This window comes from Thioalkalivibrio sp. ALJ2, assembly GCF_000378325.1.
In the GTDB taxonomy this organism is placed as follows: Bacteria; Pseudomonadota; Gammaproteobacteria; order Ectothiorhodospirales; family Ectothiorhodospiraceae; genus Thioalkalivibrio.
In genome coordinates this window covers 129,937-154,575 of the sequence record NZ_KB899559.1, presented here as the reverse complement: position 1 = coordinate 154,575, position 24,639 = coordinate 129,937, and the positions used below count along the sequence as shown (strand labels likewise).

Below are 24,639 nucleotides of genomic sequence, written 5' to 3'. Positions count from 1 at the left end.
CGGGGCCCGGTTTTTTTTGTGCCCGCCTCTTGCTGCCCGCCCGCTCGACCCGCAATACAGCGTTCAACGGTCCGTCACATGGCTGTCACGTTTCTGTCATGAAGCGGCCGTAGCATGCCGGCCAGTTGCACCCTACACCCGCCGCATCAGGGGACCCTGAATGTCCAGCCTCTCCGCCACCTCGACGCTCGGCCGCTTCCAGCGCTGGCGCCGCACCAAGGACCGCACCGCCCGTTACACCATCGGCTTTTTCGGTGTGGCCGTGGTTGGTGCACTGACCCTGATGTTCGTGTATCTCGCCAGCGAGACACTGCCCATGTTCCAGGGCGCGACCCTGGAGCCGCGCACAGAATACGCGGCTCCAGGCGGCGCCAACACGCAGACCATCCACCTGGCGGTGAACCGCCATCGCGAGATGGCGGTTCGCCTGACCGAAGACCGACGCGCCCTCTTCTTCCGCCCCTACAGCGGCGACATCGTGAAAGAAGAGTCGCTACCGATCCCGGAGGATGTGCAGGTCACCAGCTTCAGCGCGGCCGAGCCGCGCACGCGCCTGGTGGCCGCGGGCCTGGACAATGGGCAGGTACTGGCCATCGAGTACGAATACAACGAGCGTTTCAGTCCCGAAGGCCGTCTGTACGACCCGGGCCTGGTGTACCCCCTGGGGGACGAAGACTCCGCACTGCTGGACGTGGACGACGACGGCCGCGCGATCTCGGTGGTCGGCATACAGCGCGGCTCCAGCGGCATCCGCGTCGCCGCTGCGACGGAAAATGGCGATCTCAAGCTGGTGCGCTTCGAGAAACGCACCTCGATGATGACCGGCGAGACCGAGGTCCGACGCTCCGCCTACGACCTGCCCTCGCTCCCGGATGGCGCCACGCCGACCCGCATCCTGCTGGATATCACCGGCCGCCACATGCTGGTCGGCGACGACCAGGGGCAGCTGCATTTCTTCGACATCAACAACCCCTCGCGCGCCAGCCTGGTCGACAGCAAGCGCGTGATCCGCGGCGACGCTGCCGAGGTCACCTCGCTGGAGTACCTGCTGGGTACGGTGTCCATCGTCGTCGGCGGCTCCGACGGCACGGTCGCGCAGTACATGCTGGTGCGCGACGACGACAACGTGAACCGCATCACCCGGGTGCGCGATTTCCCGTCGCATGCCGGTCCGATCCGCAACACCCAGCCGGAATACATCCGCAAGGGCTTCCTGACCGCCGACGACCGCGGCGAGGTCAAGATCCACTACTCCACTTCGCAAAGGACCCTGATCGAACGCCAGATCACCGACCAGCCGCTGCACCGGGTGTATGTCGACCCGCGCAACCGCCTGCTGATCGGGATCGACGACGACGAGACCTGGCACCTGCAGGACCTGTCCAACCCGCACCCGGAGGTCTCCTTCCACGTGCTGTGGCAGAAGGTCTGGTACGAGGGGCGCTCCGGGGGTGACTACGTCTGGCAGTCGTCCTCGGCCACCGACGAGTTCGAGCCGAAATTCTCGCTGGTGCCCCTGACCATCGGCACCATCAAGGCCGCGTTCTACGCGATGCTGTTCGCCACCCCGCTGGCGATCATGGGGGCGATCTATAGCGCCTACTTCATGTCGCGGCGCATGCGCAGCATCACCAAGCCCTCGATCGAGCTGATGGAGGCGCTGCCGACGGTCATCCTCGGCTTCCTCGCCGGGCTGTGGCTCGCCCCGTTTATCGAGGCCAACCTGCCGGCCGTCGCCAGCATCCTGATCCTGATACCACTGGGAATGCTGGTCGCCGCGTTCCTGTGGACACGGGTGCTGCCGGAGAACCTGCGCAACCTCGTGCCCGCGGGCTGGGAGGCCGCGATCCTGATCCCGGTGATCCTGGTCATCGGCTGGTTCTCGGTCTCCATGAGCCCGCTGATCGAGGTCTGGATGTTCGGTGGCGATGCCCGCCAGTGGCTGACCGACCAGGGCATCACCTATGACCAGCGCAATGCGCTCGTGATCGGCATCGCGATGGGCTTCGCGGTCATCCCGACCATCTACTCGATCTCCGAGGACGCGGTCTTCAACGTGCCCAGGCACCTGACCCAGGGCTCGCTGGCCCTGGGCGCGACCCCGTGGCAGACCGTGGTGCGCGTGGTGCTGCTGACCGCCAGCCCCGGGATCTTCTCCGCGGTGATGATCGGCTTCGGCCGCGCGGTGGGCGAGACCATGATCGTGCTGATGGCGACCGGCAACTCCCCGGTGGTCAACTTCAACATCTTCGAGGGCATGCGCACGCTCTCCGCGAACATCGCGGTGGAGATGCCGGAGGCCGCAGTCGGCAGTACCCACTTCCGCATCCTGTTCCTGGCCGCCCTGGTCCTGTTCGCGCTGACCTTTGCGGTAAACACGGTCGCCGAGATCGTGCGCCAGCGCCTGCGCCAGAAATACAGCTCCCTTTGAGGCATACCCGATGAATCGTTGGTTCAAATCCGGCACCCCGTGGATCTGGCTGAATGCCGGAGCGGTCGCTGCCTCGCTGGTGATGGTCTTCGGCCTGATCCTGATGATCGCCGTGAACGGCCTCTCGTTCTTCTGGCCCTCGGAGGTCATCGAGTTCGAATACCAGACAGAGCAGGACTCCGAACCCCGGCGCGTCATGGGTGAGCTGCAACGCTCGGAGACCATGACCGCCCAGGCCATGCGCGACGCTGGATTCACCGTGCCGGAAGGCCAGGACATCGTGGTCCGCCACCTGATCAAGCGCGGCAACCGTGACCTCGACAGCCGCGACTTCCAGTGGTACCTGGACGACTTCATGTCCGAATGGGAACGCCCGCGCGACGTGGTGGTGCTGGAGCGTCTGCAGTGGGGCGATTTCTACGGCTACATCCGCGAATACCAGGAAGACGGCGAAACGGTCGCCGAGGGTGGCGAGGCGCGAACCGCGTTCGAGGAACGCATGCCGCAGACCCGCGAGCTGGTTCAACAGATCGAGCGCATCGAGCGTATCGAGATCGGCCGGGTGAACTTCGAGCTCGAGCGCCTGCGCATCGCCCAGCGCGGCGTCGAGCGTGCCGAAGAGCTGTCGCTGGAGGAGCGCGGCCAGCGCCAGGAGGAGCTGGACGCCGAGCGCGCGGAGCTGGACGCCCGCTACGCCGAACTGGAGGCCGAACGCAACGCCCTGCGCGACGAACTGGCCCGCTTTGCGATCGTGCTGGAGACCGCCGACGGGCAGCACGCGACCATCCCGCTGTCACGCATCGTGAATGCCTGGTGGCCGAACGACATGAGCGTGCCGGCCAAGCTGCGCCACTATGTCGTCGCCTTCTGGGACTTCATGACCGGCTTCCCGCGCGAGGCCAACACCGAGGGCGGCATCCTGCCGGCGATCTTCGGCACCGTGCTGATGGTCATCCTGATGTCCATCGTCGTCACCCCGTTCGGCGTGCTCGCCGCGATCTACCTGCGCGAATATGCGAAGCAGGGCCCACTGGTGCGCACCATCCGTATCTCGGTGAACAACCTCGCCGGGGTGCCGTCGATCGTGTTCGGCGTGTTCGGGCTAGGCTTCTTCGTGTACCTGATTGGCGGCAACATCGACCAGATCTTCTTCCGCGATGCCCTGCCCTCGCCGACCTTCGGCTCGCCCGCGATCATCTGGGCCTCGCTCACACTCGCGCTACTGACGCTGCCGGTGGTGATCGTCTCCACCGAGGAAGGCCTGACCCGGATCGGCGCCAGCATCCGCCACGGCTCGCTGGCACTGGGCGCGACCAAGGCCGAGACCCTGTGGCGCCTGATCGTGCCGCTGTCGGCCCCGGCGATGATGACCGGGCTGATCCTGGCCGTGGCGCGTGCCGCGGGCGAGGTGGCGCCGCTGATGCTGGTCGGCGTGGTCAAGCTGGCGCCGACCCTGCCGCTGGATGGCAACTTCCCCTATCTGCACCTGGACCGCGCGTTCATGCACCTGGGCTTCCATATCTTCGACGTCGGCTTCCAGAGCCCGAACGTCGAGGCCGGCCGCCCGCTGGTCTACGCCACCGCCCTGGTGCTGGTAATGCTGATCATCGTGCTCAACCTGACCGCGATCTCGATCCGCAACTACCTGCGCGAGAAATACCGCGCCGACAGCGACTGAGTTGCCCGATGCACAACGCCTCCCGCAAACACCGTCATTGCGAGGCCCCGAAGGGGCCGCGGCAACCTCCCGCCGCCACCCCGACGCCTGCCCGGGGTCGCGTCGGGGCCGGCCCACGGAGATCGCCACGCGCCTGCGGCGCTCGCGATGACGGTGCTTTTCCGAACCGTCGCGAGGACGGGATGCGTCGAACCCTGTTTCCCATGGAGTACCCGAGATGAGTGACACCGCTACCCACGCCGTCAACGTGACGCAAGGCGACCGACCCGACCGCGGCCTGCGGCTCTCCAGTGAGGAGATCTGCCTGACCGCCGAGGACCTGAAGCTGTTCTATGGTGAGGATCAGGCCCTGAAGGGCATCGACATCCAGATCCCGAAGAACCGGATCACGGCATTCATCGGCCCGTCCGGCTGCGGCAAGTCCACGTTCCTGCGCTGTTTCAACCGCATGAACGACCTGATCGATGCCGCCCGCATCGAGGGGACGATCCGGCTCGACGGCGACGACATCTACGAAAAGGCCGTGGACGTGCCGGAGCTGCGCCGCCGCGTCGGCATGGTGTTCCAGAAGCCCAACCCGTTCCCGAAGTCCATCTACGAGAACGTGGCCTACGGCCTGCGGCTGCAGGGCGTGAAGAATCGCCGACGCCTGGACGAGGTGGTGGAAAAGTCGCTCAAGCGTGCCGCGCTGTGGGACGAGGTCAAGGATCGCCTGCACGAGAACGCCTTTGGCCTGTCCGGCGGTCAGCAGCAGCGTCTGGTGATCGCCCGCGCGATCGCGATCGACCCCGAGGTCCTGCTGCTGGACGAGCCCTGCTCCGCGCTGGACCCGCTGGCCACGCTGAAGATCGAGGAGTTGATGATCGAGCTGAAGAAGGATTACACGCTGGTCATCGTCACCCACAACATGCAGCAGGCCGCACGCGTGTCCGACTACACCGCCTTCATGTACATGGGCGAGCTGATCGAATACGCCGACACCGACACCCTGTTCACCTCGCCTGCCAAGAAGCAGACCGAGGACTACATCACCGGCCGCTTCGGTTAGGCCATTTCGGATCAGGAGTCCGGATCATGGACAAGAGCTTTTTCAAGCAGCACATCTCCCAGCAGTTCAATGCCGAGCTGGAGGACATCATCAAGAAGGTGATGACCATGGGCGGCCTGGTCGAGCAGCAGCTCGGCGATGCGGTGACCGCGATGGTCGAGGGCGACACCGCGCTGGCGGAGACCGTGATGACCTCCGACTACAAGGTCAACGCGCTCGAGGTCGAGATCGACGAGGAATGCACCCACATCCTCGCCCGTCGCCAGCCCACGGCCTCCGACCTGCGTCTGGTGATCGCGGTGATCAAGACCATCACCGACCTGGAACGCATGGGCGACGAGGCCGAGCGTGTGGGCCGCATGGGCTTGCAACTGCTGGACTCCGACCGCCGCGAGGCACCGATGGACGAGATCGCGAAGATGGGCCAGCTCGTGCGCGAGATGACGCGCGGCGTGCTCGATGCGTTCGCGCGCATGGACACCGAGCAGGCGGTGCGGGTCGCACAGCAGGACATCCAGATCGACAGCCTCTACGAGGCCATCACGCACAAGCTGATGAAACAGATGACCGCCTCCCCCGATGCCGTGCCGCGTCTGATGGACATCGTGTGGGCGACCCGATCGCTGGAGCGGATCGGCGACCGAGCGCGGAACATCTGCGAGTACGTGGTGTACTTCGTGAAGGGCAAGAACGTCCGCCACACCAGCTACGACCAGATGGCGGCCGAGGCCACGGGGGATCGCCACTAGGAAAGCGACAAACCCGGGCCGAGTAGACACCGACCCGGCAATCAGGCCCAAAATAGGGTTCAGCACACCCATGCCCTGACCCCTGGTACCCGATGCCGCGTTTCATCCCGACGTTGTTGGCCCTGACCGGCCTGACACTGCTCACAACCGTTGGTAGTCTGGCTGGTGCGGACGCCCCGAAAGAGGCCTCGCCCTCCTCGGAGGTCGAGGCACTGCTCACGCAGGACGAACTCCCCGATGGGGTGGCATTCGAGATCGTCGAGAACGACCGCGCTGCCTTGAGTGCCCTGCTGCCCGAGATTCAAGCGAACATCCGGGTGCTGCGCCAGCGCGACCCGGACCTGCCGATTGCGGTCGTCACCCACGGAGCGGAGCAGTTCACTCTCACCCGCGCCGAGGCCGTGGCGCATGGCTCGCTCCACGCCGAGATCGAGTCTTTGGTGATGGATGACGGCGTCAACGTCGTGGTCTGCGGGACCTTCGCCGGCTGGCGCGATCTCGAGCCCGATGCCTTCCCCGAGCATGTCGAGGTGGCCACGGCCGCACCGGACCGGCTGGATGACCTGGAGGCCGCAGGCTACACCGTGATCCGCCTGCGTCCGTCCCTGCTGGACGCCCCGGCGGAAGACCCCTGGGAGTTCGACTTCGGCCAGCCGTGACGTGCCACGCCCGATGCGGGCTCTGTCACCCGCCAGGGGGCTTGTGGCATCCTTTCGCGCATGCGATTTCTGATCCGATGGTTTTTCCGCGGCGTACGCCTGATCCTCACGCCGTTTATGCTGATTGGCGAGCGCCTGTCGCGCCCGCGCGGCATCGAACGCGACCCCGCCGACCAGGCCCGCGTTGACGAACAGACGCGCCACCTCGCGCTTTACCATTTCCCGGCCTGCCCGTTCTGCATCCGGGCCCGCCGTACCATGCAGCGGCTGTCGCTCGACATCGAGTTGCGCAATGCCCAGGCGGCCGGCCCTCACCGCGAGGAGCTGCAGACCGAGGGCGGCAAGCTGCAGGTGCCCTGCCTGCGCATCGAGGAACCGGACGGCCAGGTACGCTGGCTGTACGAGTCGGATGCGATCGGCGAATACCTGCGCGAGCGCTTTGACCCGAACCGCCCGGACGGTAGCTCCGGAGATGCCGCGGTGTCCGGGGACTCCCGCGCCTGACCGCGACAGGCCACCGACTCGGGGACTGTCGGCACAGCACGGTATAAGATTGGGGTTCCCGTACCCGAGGAACCCGCTGGATGGCTGCCCTGAACCGCCCTCGAAGACTGCCCCGTCTGTTCATTCTTCCGGCTGCGACCCTGCTGCTCGGCTCACTGCTTGGCGGAGCCTCTGCCCAGGCACTTGAACCCCTGTTCGATGCCCACCTGCACTACCGCGACCGGCAGATGGAACACTTCCCGCCGGAGGCCGTCGCGCGCACGCTGCAAGAAAATTCAATCCAGTCCGCGATCATCATGTCCCCGCGCTCGAAACTGATCGAAGCGCTGGAACCGGAGGTGGATGCGCGCATCGTCCCGTTTCTCGAGATCTCCCAGCGCCTGGGGCGCAAGATGGACTGGATGCACGAGGACGGCCTGCGGGAACAGGTCGAGACCATACTCGACCGAAGCCAGGTCCAGTGGCGCGGGATCGGGGAGCTGCACATACAGGCCGATGACCGATTTGCCCGCGGCTTCGAGGACCTGCTGGCACTGGCAGTCGAGCGGGATCTGTGGATCGTGATCCATGGCGACCCTGCCGTGATCGACCATGCCTACGCCGTCCAGCCCGAGGTACGCATCCTCTGGGCGCACGCCGGTTCCTATGCCTACCCGCCACTGGTTCGTGACTACCTGGAGCGGCATCCGAACATGGTCATGGATGTCTCCATGCGCAACCCGCGCATCAATCCCGGGGGCATCATCGACGCCGACTGGTTCGAGCTGTTCCTCGACTATCCGGGTCGCTTCCTGATCGGCAATGACACCTTCAGCCTGGCCCGCTGGGAGCACTTCACGGTGCTGAAGGACAGCACCCGGGCCTGGCTCGAGCAGCTACCCGCGAACGTCCAGCGCATGATCGCCCGGGAGAACGGCGAGCGCCTGTTTCCGCCCACCGAGAGCCAGTAAGCCGGCCACAAAAAAGCCCGGGACCGTCTCCGGTCCCGGGCTTGGCGTCAGCTGGCTCGGGGCTTATACCTTGAACTGACCCACCCGCTGCTGCTGTTCCGAGGCCAGCTTGGACAGCTCCTCGGAGGCATTGCGGATCTGTTCCGATCCGGCCGCGGTCTGATCCAGCACCTCGGTGACATTGGCGACGTTGCGGTTGATCTCCTCGGCCACCGTCGACTGCTCCTCGGCGGCACTGGCGATCTGCGTATTCATGTCGCTGATGCGCGTGACCGACTGCGTGATCGCGGTCAGCGATTCGCCCGCGAGATTGACCTGCTCCACGCTCTGGTGCGCCTTGGAACGGCCATCTTCCATCGCCTGCACCGCCTCGCGGGTACCGCTTTGCACCCGCTCGATCATCTGCTGGATCTCGTGGGTCGAGTCCTGCGTGCGGCTGGCCAGGGTACGCACCTCGTCGGCAACCACCGCGAAACCGCGGCCCTGTTCGCCCGCACGCGCCGCCTCGATCGCCGCATTCAGCGCCAGCAGGTTGGTCTGATCGGCGATATCGCCGATGACTTCCAGGACCTTGTTGATCTCCTCGGCATCCTGCGACAGGCGGCTGACCACCTCGGCGGCGCCATCCACCTGCTGCGACAACGCGTTGATCGCAGCCACGGTACGCTGCACCACCTGCTGACCCTCGTTGGCGTCCTGGTCGGTGTTCTGTGCCGCGGCGGCGGCATCCGCTGCATTGCGGGCCACCTCCTGCACCGTTGCCGTCATCTCGTTCATGGCCGTGGCGACCTGATCGATCTCCGACTTCTGTCGCCGCACCTGCTCGTTGGTCTCCTCGCTGGTCGCAGACAGCTCGTTCGCCGCTGCGGCAACCTGATCGCCACCGGCCGCGACCGTGGATACGAGGCCACGGATCTTCTTGACGAAGTTGTTGAACGCCTCCGCCAGCTCTCCGAGTTCGTTCTTGCCAGAGACCTCCAGCGAACGGGTCAGATCGCCCTCGCCTCCCGCGATATCGTTCAGCCGGGCCACCGTGCGATTCAGGGGACGAACGATGCTTCGGGTCAGGAGCCAGGCCAGGAGGGCACCAAGCGCCACGGCAACCACGCCAACCGCCACCACCGTGCCGGTCGCGTTGCGCGCCATCGCGACATACGCGCTGCGGTCCACCATGACCTCCAGCACGCCGACCACGTCACCGGAGAAATCCGTAACGGGACGCGCGACCACGGCCATCGGGGTGCCTTCATAGGTCACGTTTCGCACCAGCTCCTCGCCCTCCATGACCTCGCGCATCTCGGCATCGCTGAAGGTGGACTCGCCACTGATCGTACCGCCAAAGCGGTTGAACGACCGACCATCACGCAGGTAGAGGGCAACCGGCGAATCCGTTTCTTGGGTGAACTCTTCAAAGAAGCTGTCACCAAACGACAGGCCGAATTCCACGGAGCCGACGTGGTCGCCGTTGTGCTCGATGGGTACCACCCCGCGGATCCCGAGACCCGCCACGCCTTCTTCCAGCCCCGAGATCGCGTTGCGCTTGTCGTTCGTGTCGACCACGGTCTGCCGGAAGTCGGACAGGTCATCGCCGTGGTTGTCGGGGGAGTGGACGCGCAGGAACGAAGTGGCCGGGGGGGTATGGAACTGATACTGGTCCACCCCGTAGTGCTCGTTCAGCGATTCAAAGCTGGGAACGGTCATCTCGGCCAGACGCTCGCGATCGCCCGTCGCCATCGCCTCTTGCACGTCGGGGATTTTCGCCACGGTCTCTGCCATCGCGGTCGCGCGCGCGGCCTCCTGGTCCAGACGACCGACAAGCTGCGCGGCCAGATCGGTCAGCTCGCGCTGTTCGGCACGATCGGCCATGGTGCCCAGGCTGTTCATCACGACTACGAGTGTCAGGATCACGGCCAGCAGCACCACCGTGATAATCCCGACCATCAGCCGGACCCCGATTCGGATGTTATCGAACATGTTGAAGACTCTCCCCAATAAGGCTTTGCGGGCCAGCGGCATCCTTGCTGCGGCAGTTCACCGTCGATAGCGGCGGCGAAGCATAAAACTTGAGGGATATCACAGGAAGCCGGAAAGGCCGGGAGACAGGCCTAGCCCTGCATCAGGATGGCCTCCGCCAGGGCGTAGACCGCAAGCGTAATCATGGCAATTGCCACCAGGGAGAGCAGCGCCCCGCCACGGATCATGTCGATCACCCGCAGCCGGTTGCTGGCGAACACGATCGCGTTGGGCGGGGTCGCGACCGGCAACATGAAGGCCACGGAGGCGGCAAAGGCCACGGGGATCGCGAGGAGCACGACGGGAATATCCATGCGCATCGCCAGCGCAGCCACCAGCGGCAGCAGCGTGGCAGCGGTGGCTGTGTTGCTGGTCACATGCGACAGCAACATGGTCACCACCACGGCCCCGGCAATGATCAGCAGCAGCGGCCATGCCTGGGCGGCGCCCAGGCCCTCGGCGGCCAGCTCCGCCAGGCCGCTCGCCTCGATGGCCGAACCCAGGCTGAGACCACCGCCGACCAGCAGCAGCACCCCCCAGGGGAGCTCGCGCGTATTGTCCCAGGCCAGCAGCCGGCGCTGGTCTGCTGCGCCCGAGGGCAGCAGGAACAGCAGCCCGGCCCCCAGGACGGCAATCCCGGCATCCGTCAGATGAATCGGCAGGAGACCTTCCAGAAAGGGGCGCGACAGCCACGCCAGCGCTACCAGCAGGAAGACGCCGGCGACCCGGTATTCGGCCCGAGACCAGACCCCGACCTCGGCGCGCTGCTGGTCCATCATCGCCTGCAACCCCTGCAGGCGTACTCGATGAACCGGGAAGACCCAGCGCGTCAGCAACCACCAGGCCAGCAGCAGCAACGCGGTGGCCAGGGGCAGGCCCAGCATCATCCACTGCACAAAACCGATCTCGATGCCATGCCGGTCGCCCAGATAGGCGGCGGTCAGCGCGTTCGGCGGAGAGCCGATGATCGTCGCCATGCCCCCGATATTGGCGGCAAAGGCGATCCCCAGCAGAAGCGCCAGTGCGGGGCGGCGCGAATCGGCGCCGAGGCCGTTACCCGAGATGTGCGTATCACGATCCATCAGCGCCAGAACGGACAGGGCGATCGGCAACATCAGCGCAGCAGTGGCTGTGTTGCTGACCCACATCGACAGCCCCGCCGTGGCCAGCATGAAGGCCCCGACCAGGCGATGCAGGCGATCCCCCGCCCGGCTGACGATCGCGAGCGCAATCCGCTGGTGGAGTCCCCAGCGCTGTACCGCCAGCGCGATCGCAAAACCGCCCATGAACAGAAAGATGATGGGATTGGCGTAGGGCGCGGTGGCCGCGTCCATCGGCATCACGCCGAGCAGCGGCAACAGGGCAATCGGCAGCAACGCCGTTACGGGTAGTGGCAAGGCCTCGGTAATCCACCAGGTCGCCATAAAAAGGGTCAACCCGAGCACCCACCATGCCTCGCGTGCAACGCCTTCTGGAGCTGGAAGAACCAGGAACGCGAGCATCAGGAGCGGGCCCAGGAAAAGCCCAATGCGCCCGCGCCAGGCGTAGGCACTGCGCGAGGGGTTCGCACCCACCGACGAGGGGGCGCCGTCCGATTGTCGATCGGCATCGTGCGCGGACATGCCGTGGCTCCTTCACACTTCCGCAAACGTTGGCTGAACGATAACCAAGCCGCATCATCGGAAATTGCATCACCCGAGCAACGTGACTATCGTTGACGGGTTTACTGGCGCGGCCACCAATGGTCGGCCAGCCGCAGTCTCGCATGTTTTCTTACAAGGAGTCTTTCATGGCCTACGAACTGCCCGATCTGCCCTATGCCAAGAACGCGCTGGAGCCGCACATCTCCGCCGAGACGCTGGAATACCATCACGACAAGCACCACGCGACTTACGTGACCAAGCTGAACGGCCTGCTGCCCGGCTCCGAGTTCGAGAATGCCTCGCTGGAGGACATCATCAAGAAGGCCCCGGCCGGCGGCATCTTCAACAACGGCGCCCAGGTCTGGAACCACACCTTCTACTTCAACTGCATGGGCCCGGACGCCGGCGGCGAGCCGTCCGGCAAGGTGGCCGACGCGATCAACAGCGCCTTTGGCTCGTTTGATGGCTTCAAGGAGAAGTTCAACGAGGCCGCGGTCGCCAATTTCGGCTCCGGCTGGACCTGGCTGGTGCAGAATAGCGACGGCTCGGTGGAGATCGTGAACACCTCCAACGCGGCCAATCCGATGCGTGATGGCAAGACCCCGCTGCTGACCTGCGATGTCTGGGAACATGCCTACTACATCGACTACCGCAACGCGCGCCCGAAGTATCTGGAGAACTTCTGGAGCGTGGTGAACTGGGATTTTGTCGCCCAGCAGATGAAATAAGTCGCGATAACGCGATTGGGGGCCGCCCCAGTGCGGCACCCTGGGCAGAAGCCGGCGGCTCGCTCGCCGGCTTCTTCATTTGGGAGAGCTTTGCTAATGAGTGATGTCCTGCAGAATACCTACAGCCGGCTGCCGGTTGCCTTCGAACGGGGGGAAGGCGCCTGGCTCTGGGATACCGAGGGCAAACGCTACCTCGATGCCCTGTCCGGCATCGCGGTCTGCGGCCTTGGACACGCCCACCCGAAAGTGGCGCATGCGATCTGCGATCAGACTCAGACGCTGGTACATACATCGAACCTGTTCCGCATCCCCTTGCAGGAACAGCTCGCGCGACGCCTGTGCGCGCTGGCACAGATGGAGCAGGCCTTTTTCTGCAACTCTGGCGCCGAGGCCAACGAAGCGGCCATCAAGCTGGCCCGGCTGCATGCCCGCCGCCGCGGCATCGCGAAGCCGAAGGTCATCGTGATGCACGGCAGCTTCCACGGGCGCACGCTCGCGACGCTGTCGGCCACCGGCAACGAAAAGATCCATGCCGGATTCGAACCCCTTGTCGAGGGCTTCGTGCACGTCCCCCATGGCGATGCCGAGGCCGTCGCGGCCCTGAGCAACGATCCGGACGTGGTCGCCATCCTGGTCGAACCCATCACCGGTGAAGGCGGCATCCACGTACCCCCGCCCGGATACCTGCGGCGCCTGCGCGAACTGGCTGACCAGCACGACTGGCTGCTGATGCTGGACGAGATCCAGGCCGGGATCGGCCGCACCGGACACTGGTTCGCCTTCCAGCATGAAGGCATCACGCCCGATGTGATATCACTCGCAAAAGGCCTGGGCAACGGCATCCCGATCGGGGCAAACCTGGTAGCCGGACGCGCATCCGGCCTGTTCACCCCCGGCACCCACGGCACCACCTTCGGTGGCAATCCCCTGGTCTGCCGGGCGGCCCTGGCCGTGCTGGACGTGATGCAGGACGAGGGCCTGTGCGAGGAAGCGGGGCGACAGGGCGAGATCCTCCGCCGCCGCCTGGCTGACCGGCTCGAGGACAAACCGGGGGTGGTCGCCGTGCGCGGACGCGGGCTGATGATCGGCATCGAGCTGGATCGCCCGGCCGGAACACTGGTTCAGGCCGCCCTCGACGCAGGGCTAATCCTCAACGTGACCGCGCAGCGGGTGATCCGGCTACTGCCACCACTGATCGTGGACGACGCCCAGGTCGACCAGATCGCCAGCACCGTGGCCGATCTGGTCGACACCCTGCTCGTATCCGAAGATTCCCGGGAGGCCCAGGCATGAAGCCCCGCCATTACCTGTCGTTCCACGACCTGTCCGCAAACGAGACACGCGCCCTGCTCGAACGTGCCGTCGAACTGAAGCGCCAGACTCACGCGGGCGAGCACCACGACGACATCCTGCGCGGCAAGACGCTGGGGATGATCTTCGAGAAGTCCTCGACCCGCACGCGTGTCTCGTTCGAGGTCGGCATGCAGCAACTGGGCGGCAACGCCCTGTTCCTGTCCCCGCGCGACACCCAGCTGGGCCGCGGCGAGCCGATCGAGGACACGGCCCGTGTGCTCTCGCGCATGGTGGACTGCGTGATGATCCGCACCTACGAACACGAGAAGATCGAACTGTTCGCCCAGCACTCCTCGGTCCCCGTGATCAATGGCCTGACCGACCGGGAGCACCCCGCGCAGCTGCTGGCTGACCTGCAGACCTATCTCGAACACCGGGGCGACATCCGGGGCAAGCGCGTGGCCTGGATTGGCGACGGCAACAACATGTGCCACAGCTACATGTATGCCGCGCACCTGCTGGACTTCCATCTGGTGGCGGCCTGTCCCGAGGGCTACGACCCGGAAGAGGACGTCGTGGATGCCACGCGCGACCATTTCGAACTGACCCGCGATGCGCGCGCGGCGGCCGAGGGTGCCGACCTCGTCGTCACCGACGTCTGGGCCAGCATGGGGCAGGAGCAGGAAAAGAGCGCCCGCCGCCGGGCCTTTGCCGGGTTCTTCGTGGACGCCGACCTGATGCGTCTGGCCAACGACGACGCCCTGTTCATGCACTGCCTGCCCGCGCACCGCGAGGAAGAGGTCTCCACCGAGGTCCTCGAAGGCCCACAAAGCGTGGTCTGGGACGAGGCGGAAAACCGGCTGCACGCGCAGAAGGCCCTGATGGAGTTCCTGCTGACCCGCGGCAGCTGATCCAGAACAGGACCTGTCACGAAACTGACATAATGCACACCTACACTCGGGGCCCCACCCTTGCCCCGAGTCGTGCATGCCGGATGCCGACGTGACCGATACCGAGCTCTTCCTCAACCGCGAGCTGTCACTGCTGGAATTCAACCGGCGCGTGCTGGAACTGGCACGCGACCCGGGCTTTCCCCTGCTGGAGCGGTTGCGCTACCTGAGCATCTCGTCCACCAACCTCGACGAGTTCTTCGAGGTCCGCGTGGGCTCGCTGCGCCAGCAGCTCGACCTGAACGTCCAGGCGCCGGGGCCGGACGGCCTGTCCGCGGCGGAACAGCTGCGCCTGATCGCGCCCCGGGCGCACGCCCTAGTGGACGATCAGTATCGCGCGCTCAACGACGAACTGATCCCGGCGCTGGCCGAGGAAGGCATCCATTTCGTGCGGCGCTCGCACTGGAGCGAGCAGCAGAAGGCCTGGGTACGCCAGTTTTTTCACGAGCAGCTGCAGCCCGTCCTCAGCCCGATCGGGCTCGACCCCGCGCACCCGTTTCCGCGCATCCTGAACAAAAGCCTGAACTTCATCGTCACGCTCAAGGGCAAGGACGCATTCGGGCGGGAATCCGGGCGCGCGGTGGTCCAGGCACCACGGTCGCTCCCGCGCCTGGTGAAGCTCCCCCGCGAGGTGGCCAGCGGCGATTCCGATTTCGTGCTGTTGTCGTCCATCCTGCACGCCCACGTCGACGAGCTGTTCAAGGGCATGAAGGTCACCGGCTGCTACCAGTTCCGGCTGACCCGCAACTCTGATTTGTTCGTTCAGGAAGAGGAGATCGACGACCTGCTGAACGCGCTGGAAGGCGAACTACCCCAGCGCAACTACGGCGCGGGCGTTCGCCTGGAGGTCGCGGACAACTGCCCGGAAGAAGTCGCGCAGTTCCTGCTGCAGGAATTTCATCTGGAGGCGGACGACCTCTACCAGGTCACCGGTCTGGTCAACCTGAACCGGATGATGGCCGTGTACGACCTGGTCGACCGGCCCGACCTCAAGTTTCCCCCGTTCATCCCCGCCCTGCCGCGCACGGATGCCAGCGGTGAAAGCATCTTCGCGGCCATCCGCCAGCAGGACCTGCTGCTGCACCACCCCTACCAGTCGTTCATGCCGGTGGTGGATTTCCTGCGCCAGGCCGCCAGCGACCCGCGCGTGCTGGCGATCAAGCAGACGCTTTATCGCACGGGCACCCAGTCGCCACTGGTGGAAACGCTGATCGAGGCCGCGCAATCGGGCAAGGAAGTGACCGTCGTGATCGAGCTGCGCGCCCGCTTTGACGAGGCGGACAATATCGAGCTGGCCAACCGCATGCAGGATGCGGGCGTGCATGTGACCTATGGCGTGGTCGGCTACAAGACCCACGCAAAGCTCGCCCTGGTGGTGCGCCGTAACGGCGACAAGCTCGTGCGCTACGCCCACCTGGGCACGGGCAACTACCACTCGGGCACCGCCAAGGCCTATACCGATTACGGCCTGCTGACGGCCGATCCAGTAGTCACCGAGGACGTCCATCGCGTGTTTCAGCAGCTCACGGGCCTTGGCAAGGTGGAACGCCTGCGCGAGCTGATCCAGGCGCCTTTCCGTCTGCACGATGCGATGTGCGAGAAGATCGAACGCGAGGCCGAGAACGCCCGCGAAGGCCGGCCTGCGCGGATCGTCGCACGCATGAACTCGCTGAACGAGACCGGCATCATCCAGGCGCTTTATCGCGCATCGCAGGCGGGCGTGAAGATTCAGCTGATCGTGCGCGGCATCTGCAGCCTGCGCCCGGGCGTGCCGGGCATCTCCGAGAACATCGAAGTGCGCTCGGTGCTCGGCCGGTTTCTCGAGCACTCTCGGGTGTTCTATTTCGAGAACGGGGGCGAGCCCGAGCTGTATCTGTCCAGCGCCGACTGGATGCCCCGCAATTTCTTCCGACGGGTGGAGGTCGCCTTTCCGATCCGCGATACCGCCATGCGCGACCGTGTCGCGGAAGAGTGTCTGTTCAACTACCTGCGGGATACCGCCAGCGCATGGGCCCTGCAGGTCGACGGGAGTTATCAGCGGGTCCAACCGGTTGCCGACGAGCCGCCCCATTCGGCACAGCAACAGTTGCTCAAGACGCTCGCTAGCTGACGACCAGCTCCAGGTCGTGGCGCGCCCACTGCCCGGCCTCCTCCTCCAGATCGGCCCGCGTGAGCGGATGCGCATCCAGCCAGCCAGCGGCAAAGCCCAGCACCAGCCCGCGCTCGCGCGCCTCGACCCGCTCCAACGGCGGGGGCTCCGGCGCACGCGCGCGATGCAGCAGCACCGCCAGTCGCAGCAGACTGGCCAGACGCAGCAGGGGCTCGACCCGGGCCTGACGTACGTCATTGAGCAGCTTCGGCTTGAACGCGCGGCGGTGCAGGCGCACCAGCAGCGCCAGCTCGTGCTGCTCGGGCTGCGAGAACCCCGGCAGATCGGCCCAGTTGAGGATGTATTCGCCGTGCTTGTGGTACTTGCTGTGCGCGAGCGCCAGTCCCACCTCGTGCAGCTCAGCCGCCCAGTCCAGGCGCTCGCCGTCGTTCTCGTCCAGCCCCCAGCGGGCCCGGACGGCCCCCAGCAGTCGCGCGGCCATGGCCTGTACCCGCGCGGCCTGGGCCTCGTCGACGGCAAAACGGCGGCGCAGGTTTTCAATCGTCAGGCCACGGACATCCTCGTGCCGAAAGCGTCCCAGCAGATCGTGGATCACTCCCTCGCGCAACGCGCCATCGGAAGGATGCAGCCGCTCGATCCCCAGCGCCTCGAACGCCCCGATCAGCACCGCCAGCCCGCCCGCAATCACCGGCACCCGGTCCTCGGCCAGCCCTGGCAGCTCCAGCTTGTCCAGACGCCCAACCTCGATCATGCGTTGGCGCAGGGTGCGCAACGCGTCAAGCGTCATGCCCGGTGCCTCGTCGATGCCGGTCTCGCGCACAATACGGTCCAGTGCCAGGATCGTGCCGGAGGCCCCCAGCGCCTGGTCCCACCCGGCCTCGCGATAGATGGAGGCGATCGGCTGCAGCTCCTGGCCGGCATGCAGCTCGGCGGCGGCAAACGCCCGGGGTGTCAGGCGGCCATCGGAGAAGTGCCTCTGGGTGAAGGTCACACAGCCCATCTCCAGGCTCTCGGCGAGGATGGGCCGGAAGCGCTCGCCAATGATGAATTCGGTGCTGCCACCGCCGATGTCCATCACCAGCCGCCGCCCCTCGTCATCCGCGAGCGTGTGGGCCACGCCCAGATAGATCAGCCGGGCCTCCTCGCGCCCGGCAATAATCTCCACTGGATGCCCGAGGGCCCGCTCCGCAGCGGCCAGAAAACGGTGACTGTCGGCCATCTGGCGCAGGGTATTGGTGCCCACGACGCGCACACTGCCCTGGCGTAGCTGGCGCAGTCGCTGGCCGAATCGCTCGAGGCAGTCCAGTGCGCGGCGTTCGACGGTTGCATCCAAGCGACCGCGGGCATCCAGACCACTGGCCAGTCGCACCGTTTCCTTCAGCCGGTCCATCTTCAGGACCTCACCGTCATGACGCCGGGCCACGATCATGTGAAAGCTGTTGGACCCCAGATCGACCGCCGCGACGGTCTCGCTCTCACTCTGCCCGTCCGTACTCATCTAGCCATGTTCTCCCGAGAGACCCTCCAGCACCCGGCGGGGCAACAGCCAGAGCAATTGCATGGGACCGGGCAGGCCGCCTCCCAGGGCGCAGACCGAACCCTTGCCCATATGTACCCCGGAAGCCCCCGCCGGGCAGCCCATCAGGCGCCCGGCCAGCGAAGAGAGGTCCGGCTCATGACCGACCACCACCAGACTGCCGTCGGCCGGCAGGCGCGCCGCCAGGGCCTCCAGTTCCACGCCGGCCACCTGTCCGGGTGCCAGCCATTTCTTCTGGCGCACCGGGACGCCCAGTCCTTCGGCGATGGGTGACGCCGTTTGACGCGCACGCAGGTAAGGGCTGGTTAGCAGTTCCACATGCCCGGAAAGCAAACCGGTCAGCGAGGCGGCCATGCGCCGAGCGCTCACCTGGCCGGCCTCGCTCAACGGCCGATCCCGATCGGCACCTTCCCACTCCCCTGCGTTGCCCGCCTGGGCGTGGCGGACCAGCACGAGACGCGGGCTCCGGCTCATGCCTGTGCGCCTCCCGGGGCCAGCAGGAACAGGCTGTAGGCCTCATCCGGCGCCGACCACTCCGCCACCTGTGCCAGTCCGGCGCCGGACAGCAGTTGCTGCACCATCGGGCGCGTAAACTTGCGCGAGATCTCGGTGCGAATGGACTCGCCATCGGCGAACTGCAGGGTGGTCGCGGGTTCGGAGACCTGGACGGTCTGATCACCCTGGGCGACCAGGTGCATCTCGATACGTGAATGCGCCTCGACGAACGGGGCGCGATGGCGGAAACCATCGGGATCAAAATCGGCTCCCAACTCACGATTGAGGACGGACAACAGGTTCAGGTTAAACGCTGCCGTCACACCGGCCGCGTCGTTGTAGGCCGCCTCCAGCACGGGAATAGCCTTGACCCGGTCCAGCCCGAGCAGGAGCCGATCCTCCGCGCCCATGGCGGCGCGAATCTGCGACAGCAGGGCGATCGCCTCGGCGTCCTCGAAGTTCCCCAGGCTGCCACCGAGAAAGGTGAACAGGCGCGGGGCTATTGGGACAGGTGTCAGCGTCGGCAGAGCCGAAAGCGCGGCGAGATAGTCACCGCACAGGGCCTCGATCACGAGCGTCGGGAATCGTCCCAGCAGTCGCTCGGCCGCCTCGTCGAGGATCTCTCCACAGACATCATTGGCGACGTAATACGGATCGTCGACGCGCTCGTTCAACGCAGCGATCAGGTACTCGGTCTTGCGCGAGGTCCCACTGCCGAGCTCGATCAACGTATGGGCACCCGAGGTCTCGACGATCTCGGTCGCTCGGGACTCCAGCAGGGCCGATTCAAGTCGAGTGGGGTAATACTCGGGCGTGTCGCAAATGGCATCGAAAAGCTGCGAGCCACGGGCATCGTAGAAGTACTTTGGCGGCAGCCAGCGCGGCGCCTCCAGCATGCCCTTGCAAAAGTCCGCTACCAACTCCGCATGGGGATCGCGCACCTGCACCACATGACGGGTATAGCGCTCCGGGAGCGACATGGCAGGACTCTCGGGATTCATGGGCACATCCGTGCTTCGGGGTTCCCGGCACGCTACCATGAAACTCCCGACCTCCCAACCGCGAGTCCGCACCAATGTGTCGCCATCTTGCCTATCTCGGCCCGCCACTGGCACTCAGGCGGATACTGCTGGACCCACCGCACAATCTGATCGAGCAGGCGATTGCCCCGCAGGAGCTGGTTTACGCCCGCGTCAATGCGGATGGGTTCGGCTTTGGCTGGTTCAGCGAGGACGGCACCGCGCGCTGCTATCGGCGTGCCGACCCCCTGTGGCAGGACCCGAACCTGCAAGCACTCGCCGAAACACTGGAAGAACCGCTGTGGATCTCCGCCATCCGCAGCGCGACCCCCGGGTTCGGGGGCGACACCGTCAATGCCCAGCCGTTCGCCATCGACGGGCTGCTCTGCAGCCACAATGGGCTCATTGGCGGCTTCCGGCCGCAGATCCGCCGCCAGATCGAGAACCTGCTGACGCCCGAGATCGAGGAGGGCATCCAGGGCACCACGGATTCTGAATACCTGTTTGCCCTGGTCCGCCAGTTCCTGGCGGATGACGAGAACGCCACACTGGAAGGCGCCCTGGGCGAGGCCTTTTCAACACTGGAAACCTGGCTCGGCGACGAAATGGCCCTGCTCAACGTCCTCCTGTCCGACGGGCGCCGTCTGGTCGCCAGCCGCCATGCGATCAACAGCCCCTGCCCCAGCCTGTACTACACGTCCGACGATGACGACTTCCCCGAGGACTCGGTGATCGTCGCCTCCGAGCCGCTGACGGACCGCGAGCGCTGGCGCCCCGTCCCTTCAGGGCACATCCTGATCCTGGATCCTGACGAGCCACCGGAACTCCTTGCGCTCTAGCCTTTCCACTCGGATATGAGCACCCCAGCATTCGACCCTCCAGCAAGCCTCGTCTCTTCTTCGTCCTTGCTGGACGACCTGGCCCGTCAGCACGAGCGCTTGAACAGTGCACTGGAAAGCACACCCGCCGAAATCTGGCGTAACCAGTATCACCCGGACCTTAGCCCGATCGGCTGGCACTACGCCCACTGCCACTTCATCGAGGCCGTCTGGCTGCGCGAGCGTATTCTCGGGCACCCACCACCCCGCACGCGGGACTGGCATGACCTCTATTTCCCGGAACTCAGCCCCAAATGGCGCCGGGGTGGACGCCTCCCCGCGCTCGATCGACTCACTCGATGGGGACGCGAGCTCCAGTTCCGGCATCGCGATTGGCTTGCGCGTAACGCCGAGATCCTCGACCACCCGCTGATGGCTGACGAGTACCTGACGGGGTTCCTTGCCCAGCACCACGCGATGCACCTGGAGACCCTGGCTCAGGTGCGCTGGTTTGCCCGCCTTCAGGGGCCTGAGCCCGGCCACTCGGAACCCCGCCTGCAGGCGCCCGAGATCACCTCGCAATCCTGGCGCGAATGGGATGCCGTGCACACCACCGTAGGCAGCGACGACGTACTGGTCTTCGACAATGAAAAGGGCGTTCACGGGAAGGAACTCGCGCCCTTTGCCATCCGGCGCGACCCTGTCACCAACGGGGAATGGCAGGCCTTCATGCAGGAGGCCGGCTATCACCGCCCCGAACTATGGAGCCGCGAGGGGTGGAACTGGCGCAACGCCCACGACATCCGGACCCCACTCGGGTGGCGCGGGTCCGGGACCGACATTGGCCTGCAGGTTCTGCCGGAGGGAACGGTACAGCGCAACGCCGATGCCCCGGTGGTGGGCGTATCCCGCTTCGAGGCCGAGGCCTTCGCCCGCTGGGCCGGCGCCCGGCTGCCCCACGAACACGAATGGGAACATGCTCAGCGCGAGGGATCGCTGCGAGGCACCGGCCGAGTATGGGAGTGGTGCGGAAATCCGTTCGCACCGTATCCCGGATTCCGCCCGTTCCCCTACAACGAATACTCGGCCCCGTGGTTTGACGGCCAGCATTACGTCCTGCGCGGCGGCAGCGACTGGAGCGATCCGCTGCTGAAACGCCCGAGCATGCGCAATTTCTTCACCCCGGAGAAACGCCATGTCTTTGCCGGCGTGCGCGTCGCACGTACGATGGAACCCTGACCCCACCGGATAACATCCCATGAGCCGCACCCTATCCCTGCGTCCCCTTGTTGCATGCCTCTGGCTTAGCGCCCTGCTGCTGATCCCGGCCCTGGCCAGCGCCGATGGAAACACCACACTGATGCTCTCCGGCCATGCCGAGCAGCAGGTGGAGCATGACCGCATGACGGTCCAGATGCAGGCCCAGGCCCGTGCCCCGGACGCACGGGACGCCGCAGACACGGTCAACCGCCGCATGGAACAGGCCCTGGCTCGCGCGGAAGACTACGACGCGGTCGAGGCGTCGACCCGCAGCTACACGACACAGGCCATCCACGACCGCGACAAACCTGGCCAGATCACAGCCTGGCAGGTCCAGCAGACCCTGGAACTCGTCAGTAGCGACTTCGAGACCCTGACCGAGCTGGTCGGGGCCCTCCAGGGAGACGAACTCACCGTGGGCCAGATCCGCTTCTCGCTCAGCCGCGAGACACAGCAGGAGCACCGCAAGGCCTTGCTGGAGGCCGCCATGCACGACTGGAAGGAACAGGCCCGCGCGATGGCACGTTCCCTGGGGGCTACCCATCTGCGCCCCGTGGAAGTCGAGCTCGTCGACAGCGGCTATGACCGCCCGCAGCCGATGATGGCGATGCGCGCGATGGACGAAGCCGCCAGCCAGCCTGCACTGGAGGCCGGGACGTCCACGGTTTCCGTCACCGTGCGCGCCAAAGTCGAAGCGCTGGGGGGCGAGACGCTGCGCGTCGACCCGTAGTCAATCTACAGGAGCTGGCTAGCGTGCGAGATGCAGGGCCAGCTCCCCTTCGCGCACATCGATGCTCTCGATCCCCGCGCGCAGGTGCTGGAAGGGCTCCAGCGCCAGCAGGTCCTCGTCTTTCAGGCCGCCCAGCCACGCATCCGGCAGGGGGATGCCGGCGACGGACACACCGACGAGCCGAGCTCGCAGTTCCTCGCCTTCGGTCTCGAAGCGCACACCGGAGCGCACGTTCAGCACACGCCCGCCCATCAGCGGCACATCCGCCGGCACGTCGATGCGCACGCGCGTGCTCACCTGCCCCGGCGTCAGGCGGACCGCCACCCGGCCGGCCAGGTCCGGATCGCGCGCGATCAGGGCATTCAGCTCGCGTTCGCTGAACTGGACGATCCGCGCCTCGTCGGTCTCTTCGTAGAGTTCGGGGATCAGCGGCTCCGCTTCCGCCTCGAGGTCGATGATCGGCTCACTGGGGGCCTGATCGGGGCGCGGTGCATCGGGTGCAGAGATCGCCTGCAGCTTGGCCTCGAGCTCCACCTGCTCCTGCTCGCTCAGGGTCACGGGCTTCGGCTCGCCGGACTGCAGCATCACCACGCCCCAGAACGCCGCCCAGATGACCGCGAGCACCAGCAGGACGATCAGATAGCGCGGGGGCCGCCCGGTGGAGCGGTACTGGATCGGTGCGGAGGGTTCGTTGTATTTGGCCATTGCGCGGTTCCGTCCCTGGGGGACGCTTCATGGGGATCGCAATATGGTCGCACAGACACCCACGCGTGTGCGCAGGCGCTTCTGCCTAGATGAAGTCGAACAGGGAGAGCCGGTTGACCTGGGTATAGGTCTGCTGGGCCGCCTGAAGCGCCACCTGCTGCTGGTTGAAGCGGCTGATCGCCTCGGCATAGTCCAGATCGCGGATCTGCGACACCGCGCTTTCCAGATCCAGCATCCGGTCCTCGTTGAGGTCCTTTTGCTGGTCAAAGGCCTTCAGCTTGCTCCCAAGCTCGGCACGTTTGTCGCTGAAGTTACCAAGCACGGCATCCAGATCCGCCAGTGCGGTGTTGCTGGCGCTGGCCAGATCCGCCCGCGCACTGGCGGAGTCGCCACTGCGCTCCAGGGCATCGATAATGCGATCCAGCGTCTGGAACACGCTGAAATTCTCGGCCGGACGCGATAGCACCTCGTCACCCGGCTCGGGCGTACCGCTGATGGTCACGCTGCGGCCGGCGAATTCGATGGACTCGCCCGATACATAGGGGACATCCTCTTCCAGCGAAACAGTACCGCCGTCCTCGTCGACATAGGTAATGCTGTAGACAAGCCCCCCATCGCCGTTCTCGTCGAAGGAGATGCTGTATTCGCGATCATCCAGGTCGGAAACACTCGTGACGCCAGTTTTCTCCAGCACCAGCGACCCATTGTTCTCGACGACCTCGGCACCGACACGGCCATCGTTCTCCGGGATATCCATGAACACGGCCGCGCCATCATGGCCCACCGCGATCTTGCGATCGGCCGAAACGGCCACCTCGCGCACACTCCCCGCACCCGAAGCCCCTTCGTAACGGATCTCGCCGTCGCCATCCTGCCGGAAGGGCTGATTCTGGGACTTGGTGCCAGCGAAAATGTATTCGCCATTGGGATCCTTGGTGTTGGCAACATCCAGCAGGCCGTCGCGGATCTGGCGCAGCTCGTCGGCCAGGTACCCGCGGGTCTCACGCGTCTGGCTGTCGTTGTTGCCGGTGACGACCAGCTCGCGCGCACGTTGCAGGGCATCGGTGCCCTGCTGCAGCAGTGATTCCTGTTGCTGCATGCGCGGCTGGGTGTTCTCCATGTTGCGCTGGAACTGCTTGGTCGCCTTGATGATGCGCTCGAACTGGTTGATCTGGGTCGCGCCGCTCGGGTCGTCCGATGGCGACAGGATGCGCTTGCCGGAGCCCAGCTGCAGCGAGGTGCGGTTGAGTTCGCCCTGGCCCGCCTGGATCTGGTTGATCCCGCTCTGGAAGATCTGGGTCGTGGAGATACGCATCGGG

Annotated in this window: 21 protein-coding genes; 14 read left to right on the top strand and 7 right to left on the bottom strand. The window is 65.7% G+C overall.

Annotation, left to right across the window (positions count from 1 at the left end; all coding sequences use genetic code 11):
- Positions 1–160 precede the first annotated feature (160 nt).
- The 7 genes from F468_RS0112160 to F468_RS0112130 all read left to right on the top strand — a co-directional run bounded on the left by F468_RS0112160 (position 161) and on the right by F468_RS0112130 (position 8,019).
- Positions 161–2,431 carry an ABC transporter permease subunit gene (locus F468_RS0112160; RefSeq protein WP_018995264.1) on the top strand — a complete coding sequence of 757 codons (2,271 nt, stop codon included), beginning with the start codon at positions 161–163 and terminating at the stop codon, positions 2,429–2,431.
- Positions 2,432–2,441: 10 nt separating this feature from the next.
- On the top strand, positions 2,442–4,109 hold the full coding sequence (pstA, locus tag F468_RS0112155) for a phosphate ABC transporter permease PstA (RefSeq protein ID WP_018995263.1): 1,668 nt from the start codon (positions 2,442–2,444) through the stop codon (positions 4,107–4,109).
- Positions 4,110–4,326: 217 nt separating this feature from the next.
- On the top strand, positions 4,327–5,157 hold the full coding sequence (gene pstB, locus F468_RS0112150) for a phosphate ABC transporter ATP-binding protein PstB (RefSeq protein WP_018139120.1): 831 nt from the start codon (positions 4,327–4,329) through the stop codon (positions 5,155–5,157).
- A 26-nt stretch (positions 5,158–5,183) separates the two neighbouring features.
- Positions 5,184–5,906 carry a phosphate signaling complex protein PhoU gene (phoU, locus tag F468_RS0112145; RefSeq protein WP_012982363.1) on the top strand — a complete coding sequence of 241 codons (723 nt, stop codon included), beginning with the start codon at positions 5,184–5,186 and terminating at the stop codon, positions 5,904–5,906.
- Between the two features lie 92 nt (positions 5,907–5,998).
- Positions 5,999–6,565 carry a DsrE family protein gene (locus tag F468_RS0112140; protein ID WP_018995262.1) on the top strand — a complete coding sequence of 189 codons (567 nt, stop codon included), beginning with the start codon at positions 5,999–6,001 and terminating at the stop codon, positions 6,563–6,565.
- Positions 6,566–6,625: 60 nt separating this feature from the next.
- Positions 6,626–7,069: a glutathione S-transferase N-terminal domain-containing protein gene (locus F468_RS0112135; protein ID WP_018139122.1), complete on the top strand. Its 444-nt coding sequence runs from the start codon at positions 6,626–6,628 to the stop codon at positions 7,067–7,069.
- Between the two features lie 80 nt (positions 7,070–7,149).
- Positions 7,150–8,019 carry an amidohydrolase family protein gene (locus F468_RS0112130; RefSeq protein ID WP_018995261.1) on the top strand — a complete coding sequence of 290 codons (870 nt, stop codon included), beginning with the start codon at positions 7,150–7,152 and terminating at the stop codon, positions 8,017–8,019.
- A 63-nt stretch (positions 8,020–8,082) separates the two neighbouring features.
- On the opposite strand, the gene F468_RS0112125 is transcribed toward F468_RS0112130, so the two are convergent.
- Positions 8,083–9,993 carry a methyl-accepting chemotaxis protein gene (locus F468_RS0112125; protein WP_018139124.1) on the bottom strand — a complete coding sequence of 637 codons (1,911 nt, stop codon included), beginning with the start codon at positions 9,991–9,993 and terminating at the stop codon, positions 8,083–8,085.
- A 131-nt stretch (positions 9,994–10,124) separates the two neighbouring features.
- The gene (locus F468_RS0112120) at positions 10,125–11,654 is read right to left on the bottom strand and encodes a DASS family sodium-coupled anion symporter (protein ID WP_018995260.1); all 1,530 of its coding nucleotides are present in this window, start codon (positions 11,652–11,654) and stop codon (positions 10,125–10,127) included.
- A 167-nt stretch (positions 11,655–11,821) separates the two neighbouring features.
- Here F468_RS0112120 and F468_RS0112115 point away from each other — a divergent pair, with 167 nt between their 5' ends.
- The 4 genes from F468_RS0112115 (at position 11,822) to ppk1 (ending at position 16,756) form a co-directional block, all read left to right on the top strand.
- Positions 11,822–12,403, top strand: a complete 582-nt coding sequence (locus F468_RS0112115; RefSeq protein ID WP_018174486.1) for a superoxide dismutase — start codon at positions 11,822–11,824, stop codon at positions 12,401–12,403.
- Between the two features lie 96 nt (positions 12,404–12,499).
- Complete coding sequence (locus F468_RS0112110; RefSeq protein ID WP_018995259.1) at positions 12,500–13,696, top strand: acetylornithine transaminase; 1,197 nt, start codon at positions 12,500–12,502, stop codon at positions 13,694–13,696.
- The gene (gene argF / locus F468_RS0112105) at positions 13,693–14,607 is read left to right on the top strand and encodes an ornithine carbamoyltransferase (protein WP_018995258.1); all 915 of its coding nucleotides are present in this window, start codon (positions 13,693–13,695) and stop codon (positions 14,605–14,607) included. Before F468_RS0112110 ends, argF begins: the two co-directional genes overlap by 4 nt.
- Before the next feature lie 76 nt (positions 14,608–14,683).
- The gene (gene ppk1, locus F468_RS0112100; protein WP_018995257.1) at positions 14,684–16,756 is read left to right on the top strand and encodes a polyphosphate kinase 1; all 2,073 of its coding nucleotides are present in this window, start codon (positions 14,684–14,686) and stop codon (positions 16,754–16,756) included.
- On the opposite strand, the gene F468_RS0112095 is transcribed toward ppk1, so the two are convergent.
- From F468_RS0112095 to egtD, 3 genes are read right to left on the bottom strand one after another with little or no spacing between them, the layout of a single operon-like run.
- Positions 16,749–18,254 (bottom strand): exopolyphosphatase, encoded by a 1,506-nt coding sequence (locus F468_RS0112095; protein WP_018995256.1) that lies wholly within the window; start codon positions 18,252–18,254, stop codon positions 16,749–16,751. The genes ppk1 and F468_RS0112095 overlap by 8 nt on opposite strands.
- Positions 18,255–18,746 (bottom strand): histidine phosphatase family protein, encoded by a 492-nt coding sequence (locus tag F468_RS0112090; RefSeq protein WP_018995255.1) that lies wholly within the window; start codon positions 18,744–18,746, stop codon positions 18,255–18,257. It abuts the gene before it with no gap.
- A gap of 17 nt (positions 18,747–18,763) precedes the next feature.
- Positions 18,764–19,789, bottom strand: a complete 1,026-nt coding sequence (gene egtD, locus F468_RS0112085) for an L-histidine N(alpha)-methyltransferase (protein WP_018649361.1) — start codon at positions 19,787–19,789, stop codon at positions 18,764–18,766.
- A 74-nt stretch (positions 19,790–19,863) separates the two neighbouring features.
- Between egtD and egtC the strand changes: the two genes are divergently transcribed.
- The 3 genes from egtC (at position 19,864) to F468_RS0112070 (ending at position 22,615) form a co-directional block, all read left to right on the top strand.
- Positions 19,864–20,646 carry an ergothioneine biosynthesis protein EgtC gene (gene egtC, locus F468_RS0112080; protein WP_018995254.1) on the top strand — a complete coding sequence of 261 codons (783 nt, stop codon included), beginning with the start codon at positions 19,864–19,866 and terminating at the stop codon, positions 20,644–20,646.
- 66 nt (positions 20,647–20,712) lie between these two features.
- Positions 20,713–21,864, top strand: coding sequence for an SUMF1/EgtB/PvdO family nonheme iron enzyme (locus tag F468_RS0112075; protein WP_018995253.1), 1,152 nt, complete (start codon positions 20,713–20,715; stop codon positions 21,862–21,864).
- 19 nt (positions 21,865–21,883) lie between these two features.
- Positions 21,884–22,615, top strand: a complete 732-nt coding sequence (locus F468_RS0112070) for an SIMPL domain-containing protein (RefSeq protein WP_018993594.1) — start codon at positions 21,884–21,886, stop codon at positions 22,613–22,615.
- A gap of 18 nt (positions 22,616–22,633) precedes the next feature.
- On the opposite strand, the gene F468_RS0112065 is transcribed toward F468_RS0112070, so the two are convergent.
- Both F468_RS0112065 and flgL read right to left on the bottom strand, forming a co-directional pair.
- A complete protein-coding gene (locus F468_RS0112065; protein WP_018139136.1) occupies positions 22,634–23,320 on the bottom strand; it encodes a hypothetical protein in 687 nt (228 codons plus the stop codon).
- 85 nt (positions 23,321–23,405) lie between these two features.
- Complete coding sequence (flgL, locus tag F468_RS0112060) at positions 23,406–24,635, bottom strand: flagellar hook-associated protein FlgL (RefSeq protein ID WP_018995252.1); 1,230 nt, start codon at positions 24,633–24,635, stop codon at positions 23,406–23,408.
- Positions 24,636–24,639 lie beyond the last annotated feature (4 nt).